The sequence below is a fragment of the Saccharomonospora iraqiensis subsp. iraqiensis genome, assembly GCF_000430445.1.
GTDB lineage: Bacteria > Actinomycetota > Actinomycetes > Mycobacteriales > Pseudonocardiaceae > Saccharomonospora > Saccharomonospora iraqiensis.
The window spans coordinates 25,425-30,901 of the sequence record NZ_KE387035.1 but is presented as its reverse complement, the minus strand read 5'-3'; the positions used below and the strand labels follow the sequence as shown (position 1 = coordinate 30,901).

6 protein-coding genes and 1 riboswitch are annotated in these 5,477 nt (G+C 69.1%); of the genes, 3 read left to right on the top strand and 3 right to left on the bottom strand.

What is annotated here, in order from left to right; genetic code table 11:
• From ACTIR_RS21050 to ACTIR_RS0101025, 3 genes are all read right to left on the bottom strand, one after another.
• The coding region (locus tag ACTIR_RS21050) for a PPE domain-containing protein (RefSeq protein WP_154663625.1) at positions 1 to 1,012 on the bottom strand (1,012 nt) is incomplete at its 3' end.
• Positions 1,009 to 1,581: a DUF3558 family protein gene (locus ACTIR_RS25060; protein ID WP_161629605.1), complete on the bottom strand. Its 573-nt coding sequence runs from the start codon at positions 1,579 to 1,581 to the stop codon at positions 1,009 to 1,011. The genes ACTIR_RS21050 and ACTIR_RS25060, both read right to left, overlap by 4 nt.
• A 17-nt stretch (positions 1,582 to 1,598) precedes the next feature.
• The gene (locus ACTIR_RS0101025) at positions 1,599 to 2,069 is read right to left on the bottom strand and encodes a hypothetical protein (RefSeq protein ID WP_026452892.1); all 471 of its coding nucleotides are present in this window, start codon (positions 2,067 to 2,069) and stop codon (positions 1,599 to 1,601) included.
• Between the two features lie 217 nt (positions 2,070 to 2,286).
• Positions 2,287 to 2,470: riboswitch (cobalamin riboswitch) on the top strand.
• A 31-nt stretch (positions 2,471 to 2,501) separates the two neighbouring features.
• Between ACTIR_RS0101025 and ACTIR_RS0101020 the strand changes: the two genes are divergently transcribed.
• From ACTIR_RS0101020 to ACTIR_RS26140, 3 genes are all read left to right on the top strand, one after another.
• Positions 2,502 to 3,554, top strand: a complete 1,053-nt coding sequence (locus ACTIR_RS0101020) for an ABC transporter substrate-binding protein (RefSeq protein WP_026452891.1) — start codon at positions 2,502 to 2,504, stop codon at positions 3,552 to 3,554.
• Positions 3,551 to 4,621, top strand: coding sequence for a FecCD family ABC transporter permease (locus ACTIR_RS0101015; protein ID WP_026452890.1), 1,071 nt, complete (start codon positions 3,551 to 3,553; stop codon positions 4,619 to 4,621). Before ACTIR_RS0101020 ends, ACTIR_RS0101015 begins: the two co-directional genes overlap by 4 nt.
• Positions 4,618 to 5,477, top strand: an 860-nt coding sequence (locus ACTIR_RS26140) for a FecCD family ABC transporter permease (protein WP_034237720.1), incomplete at its 3' end; no start/stop codon positions are given. The genes ACTIR_RS0101015 and ACTIR_RS26140, both read left to right, overlap by 4 nt.

The window sequence follows — 5,477 nt, the reverse complement described above, 5'->3', positions numbered from 1 at the left end:
TCGCTCCGCCCGGCATCGGCGCGGGGGAATAACTTCCCCCTGCACCTCCGGCCGGCGCGGGGACACCACCACCCGGTGCTCCCCCGGCGAAACCGGACGCACTCGTCTGCGTGCCCGTACCGGAAATGTTCCGCACACCGCTGCCCGCATCACCGGCACCGCTGTCGGAGCCGGTAAACGTCGGCGGCTTGGCGAAGACCGGCTGACTGTTCCCCGCCTCGTTGAGGTCCGCGTCGTACTGACTCATCACCCGCGCGGCCTCGTCATGCGCGTCCTGACTCCGCTGATGCTTCTCGATCGTCTCGGTGATCCTGTCATCGAACGACAACGGGTCGGTCAACCACTGCGAAGCCTCCTGCCGCATGTCGAACGGGACCGGCTCGGGCATGCTGTTCTTCGCTGCGGTCGCCGCCTCGGACTCCCGGTACACGACCTCGGAGGCCTTCTTCGCATTCTGCGAGTTTCCCTCAGCCCACTCGCTCAGGCCCGTGAAGTACCCGTGTGCCCTGTCCGCCGCGGCGCCCTGCCAACCCTGTTTCGACTTGCCGATGCTCTCCCGCAGATCGGTGGCGATCTCCTCCATGACCTTGGACAGATTGTGGTACCCGTCGGAATAGACCATGATACCTTGGCCCTCGATCGGTCTGACCCATTCCGCGATCTTCTGATGTTCGATCGCCCTGTAGTTGCCATCCGACGGTGCGACACCTTCGTGATACTCGTAGTCGCCTGACGCCAACTCCTCACGACGCCGCGCTCGAATCTCGTGGACTTCCGCGGCGTCCGTTACAGTCTCCAGAGTTCGCCCGAACCATCCTGCACGACCGCTGCCGTAGGAATACGTATAGTCCTCCGCCAACCCCGGCGCGAGTTGCGCTTTCTGCGTGTCGGACAGAGCGGGCAACGGCTTTCCACTTTCCAGGTACTGGCGCGCCTCACCCGGCGACATCGCCAGAAACTCTTCTGCGGATACTCCATCACTGCCGTTTTCCGGACTCATGATCACCATCACACCCAAGGAATTTTTTGGTCAACTACCTCGACCAGCTGATCGGCAACCCGACAACTCTCCTCGATATCTTTGATTCCGGCGGAGACGACGACATGGACATCGTCTTCTACCGCCATACCGACAGCACATCCGGAGTCGCTCGTCGTCCGTATGATCGGACGCCCGTTATCGGTCTTTCCTCGTTGCAGGCCGCCGCCTCGATCCTGAAACTGGTCCAGCCCTGCGTCCGGATCGATCAGAACTCCCACCATAGGCGGCCATTCTTCACTGCTGGCACTGGTTCGAGAAGCAGACCACGTGCAGTACGGCTCGCCCGTTTGGGTCTTCTTCGCCTTTTTTTCCACGAACTCCGCGAAACGAGACAACGTAGAATCGTCGACCAGGTCACACGGTTCGACGGTGGAGATGTCACTGTTTGCCGCCGGCCCAGGTTTCTCGGCCGTCACACCCGATGCGCTACGCGATACCTCCCCAGTCACATCGGACTGGGGCGATCCGGACATGGCTTCGGAGCAACTCGCCGACACGAGAGATACGAGAACGAGCAGGCCGAGCGATACATTGCGCACTTGCCCCATCCACTTCTTCAGACTTGGTGATGAGCGATCGAACCCGATGCCGCTGACTCAGATTCCTTGTACCTCTTCATGGCTATCTTCAGAGCTTCATCAGCGTCCCCCAACACGCGCTCCAGCTCCCGCAACATCTCCAGCGGCGACCCAGCGTCGTCCACCAGGATCTCCCGCTGCCGCCGAGCGACCTGTCGTCCATAAGGATGGTCACCCAATGGTGGTTCCGCACTGATCAGGTTCTCGAACTCAAAAAGCGTCGTCCGCACACTTTCCTGAATTCTCGCGAGAGAATCGCGGATCGGTTGGCCCGCGTCCTCGCTGACCATGAAGCCGCCCGACTCGGCGGAGGAGACCATCTTCTCCGCCTCGGACGCCATCTCGGCCACCTGGCCACCGCCGCCCATCGCCCCGAAGATCGCCCCGGATCCCTCGGAGATCGGGCCGGAGGAGTCCTTCGTCAACTCCGGGTCCTCGTAGGTCGGCATCGCACACCACCCCTTCCGCAGTTCGGTGCCACCGGACGCCGAGCGCAGTGTACCGAGCACACACCGCTTACACCGGGCCTTCGCCGGAATCGACCCCGGGCGCCCCGGCGCCGCAACCCGCCTCCCACCAGGGCAAACCGCGCCGACATGCCCGCCGGTCGCACCGCAACCGGCGGCCCGGTCCGCACGACGCCCACACGCGGTGGACCGGACCTGCTAGCGTCGATCGTGCCGTGGTGCACGGGAAGCCGGTGGGACACCGGCGCGGCCCTCGCCACTGTGATCGGGAAGTGTTGTGCCGTCCGCCCGACGGGCGGGCCACTGGGGCGAAGCCCCGGGAAGGCAGGCACAGCGCGGCAGCACCCGTCAGCCAGGAGACCGGCCACGGCACCCGAGTGACCCGTTCCACGAGGACCTGGAAGGGCGGTCTGGATGACTCGCACCGCATCGCGTACCCGCACCCTGTTCGCCTCCGGCGCTGTGCTCCTCCTCGCGCTGCTGGGGTGCGCCCCACCCGCACCGGAGACGGCGGCGTCCGGCCCGGGCACGGTCACCCGCACCAATTGCGGTATCGACGTCGCCGTCGACGGACCGCCGGAGCGCGTGTACGCGGCGTACCAACCCGCGATCGAGATGGCGCACGCGCTCGGGATCAGCGACCGGCTGGTCGGCACCGCCTTCCTGGACGCGCGGGTGCTGCCGGAGTACGCCGATCAGCAGGCGGGCACCGACTACCGGCCCAGCCTGCCCGGCAGGGAGGAACTGCTGCAGGCCGATCCCGACTTCGTGCTCTCCGGGTTCAACGGCTTCTTCGCCCGGGGTGGTGCGGACAGCTCGGTCGGCACCAGGGCGAGTCTGCGGGAACTCGGGGTGCAGAGCTGGATCCTGAGCCCGCTGTGTCCGAGCGAGGACGGCCGCACCGACCGGTCGATCGACCCCGGGTCGGTCCGCGTCGACACCGTCTACCGGGACCTGCGCGACCTCGGCGCGCTGTTCGACGTCGAGGAGAACGCGGAGCGGGTGATCGGTGACCTCGAACGGCGCATCGCCGCGGTCGAGGACGCGGTCGCCGGGGCGTCGCGGCCGTCGGTGGCGATCGTCTCCCCCGGCGACGACGGTGGCTTCCGGGTCGCGGGCGGGATCGACTTCGGCTCGCGCATCATCGAACGCGCGGGCGGGACCAACGCGTTCGGCGACCTGACCGACAAACGCAACCTCGACGTGGGTGTCGAGGAGCTCGTGGCCCGCGACCCCGACGTCATCCTCACCGACCTCTGCTGCGACGCCGAGTTGACCAGGCAGGACGCGGAGAGCGAGGTCCGGGCCATCAAGGAACGTCCCGCCCTCGCGGGCGTCACGGCGGTCGCCGGGGACGCGGTGCACCCGTTCCTGTTCGCCGACCGGTCGGCGGGGATCCGTGCCGCGCACAGCATCGAGCTGGTCGCCTCCTACCTGCATCCCGATCGGGTCGAGTCCGGGCGGTGACGACCACGGTGACCACGGCACCCGCCGCGCGGCCCGGTGCCGCGCGCGCCCGACGGGACGGTCTGCTGACCGGTGGGACCGGCAGGACCGGCGGCCTGTTCGTGGCCGGGGCCGTCCTGTTCGGCGCCTGCGTGTTGTCGTTCGCGGTCGGCAGCTATCCGGTGTCCCCGGCCGACATCCTGCCCGCGCTGCTTTCTCCCGCGGACAACGACGTCGACCGGATCGTGCGGTACGTGCGGCTGCCGAGGACGGTCACCGGCCTGCTCGCCGGGGTCGGCCTGGGCGTGGCGGGCGCGGTGATGCAGGGGCTGACCCGCAACCCGCTGGCGGGCCCGGGCATCCTGGGCATCAACGCGGGCGCGTCGTTCGCCGTGGTGCTCGCCATGGCGGGAATCGGACTGACGTCGGTGGATGGCCACCTGTGGTTCGCCTTCGCCGGGGCCGCGGTGTCGGCGGTGGTCGTCCACACGTTGGGGTCGCTCGGCCGGGGTGGTGCGACGCCGGTCAAACTCGCCCTGGCCGGGGCCGCGTTCACCGCGATGATCGGCTCCCTGACCACCGCCGTCACCCTGCTCGACGCCGCCACGCTGGAGGAGTACCGGTTCTGGGCCGTCGGTTCGCTCACCCGCGCGAGTACCGGCGAGCTGGGCACGGTCGCCCCGTTCGTGATCCTGGGGCTCGGTGCGGCGCTGACCGTCAGCCGTCGGCTCAACACGGTGGCCCTCGGCGACGACCTGGCCCGCAGCCTGGGGACGCGGCTGGTCACCACCCGGATCCTGGCGGCGGTGGCGGTGCTGCTGCTGGCCGGCTCGGCGACGGCGGTCGCGGGGCCGATCGTGTTCGTGGGGCTCGCGGTGCCGCACCTCGCCCGCGCTCTGGCCGGGCCGGACTACCGGTGGATCCTGCCGTGGTGCGTGCTGCTGGCACCGACCGTTCTGCTGCTGGCCGACGTGCTCGGCCGGGTGCTGGTCCGGCCCGAGCAACTCCAGGTCGGCATCGTCCTGGGACTGGTGGGCGCACCGTTCTTCCTGCACCTGGTGCGCAACCGGAAGGTGGCGCAGCTGTGAGCACCGCAGGCTCGGGCACCCTGCTGCTGCGCACCCGTGGGGACGCGGTCGTGTTCCGGTTCGACCGGCGTTCCACCGTGCTGACGGTGCTCACGTGGTCGGCCGCCGTCATCCTCGCCACGCTGTCGTTGACCCTGGGCCGGTTCGACGTCGCCGTCACCGACGTCCTGCGGATCCTGGGGGGCGGCGGCTCGCTCGTCGAGTACGACGTCGTCGTCGGCAACCGCCTGCCCCGCGCGGTCACCGGACTCGGGGTCGGCGCGGCCTTCGCGCTCTCCGGCGCGATCCTGCAGCGGATCGCGTCGAATCCGCTCGTGAGCCCGGACGTCATCGGCGTGAACACCGGCGCCGCGGTCGGCGCCCTGGTGGTGCTGACCGTCCTCGGCGGCACGGGGGTGGCCACCGTGTTCGGCGCGCTGACCGGGGCGCTGCTCACCGCGGTGGCCATCGTCGCGATCTCCGTCAGGCGCGGGCTGACCGGGTACCGGCTCGTGCTCGTCGGCATCGGGACGGCGGCGATGCTCAGCTCGGCCGTCTCCTACCTGCTCACCCAGGCCGACTACCACCGCCTGCTCAGCGCCGCGGCCTGGCTGAGCGGCAGTCTCGCCAACCGCGACGGTACGCACGTCACGACGATCGGACTCGCCCTGGCGTCGGCGGTACCCGTGCTGACGGTGCTGGCCCGCAAGCTCCGGCTGCTCGAACTCGGTGACGACCTCGCCACGGTGTTGTCCGGTCGGGCGGGGCGCAGCCGGGTCGCCCTGGTCGTCCTGGCAGTGCTGCTCGCCGCGTCGGCCACCGCGGCGGCCGGGCCGATCGCCTTCGTCGCGCTGGTCGCCCCGCAGATCGCCCGGCG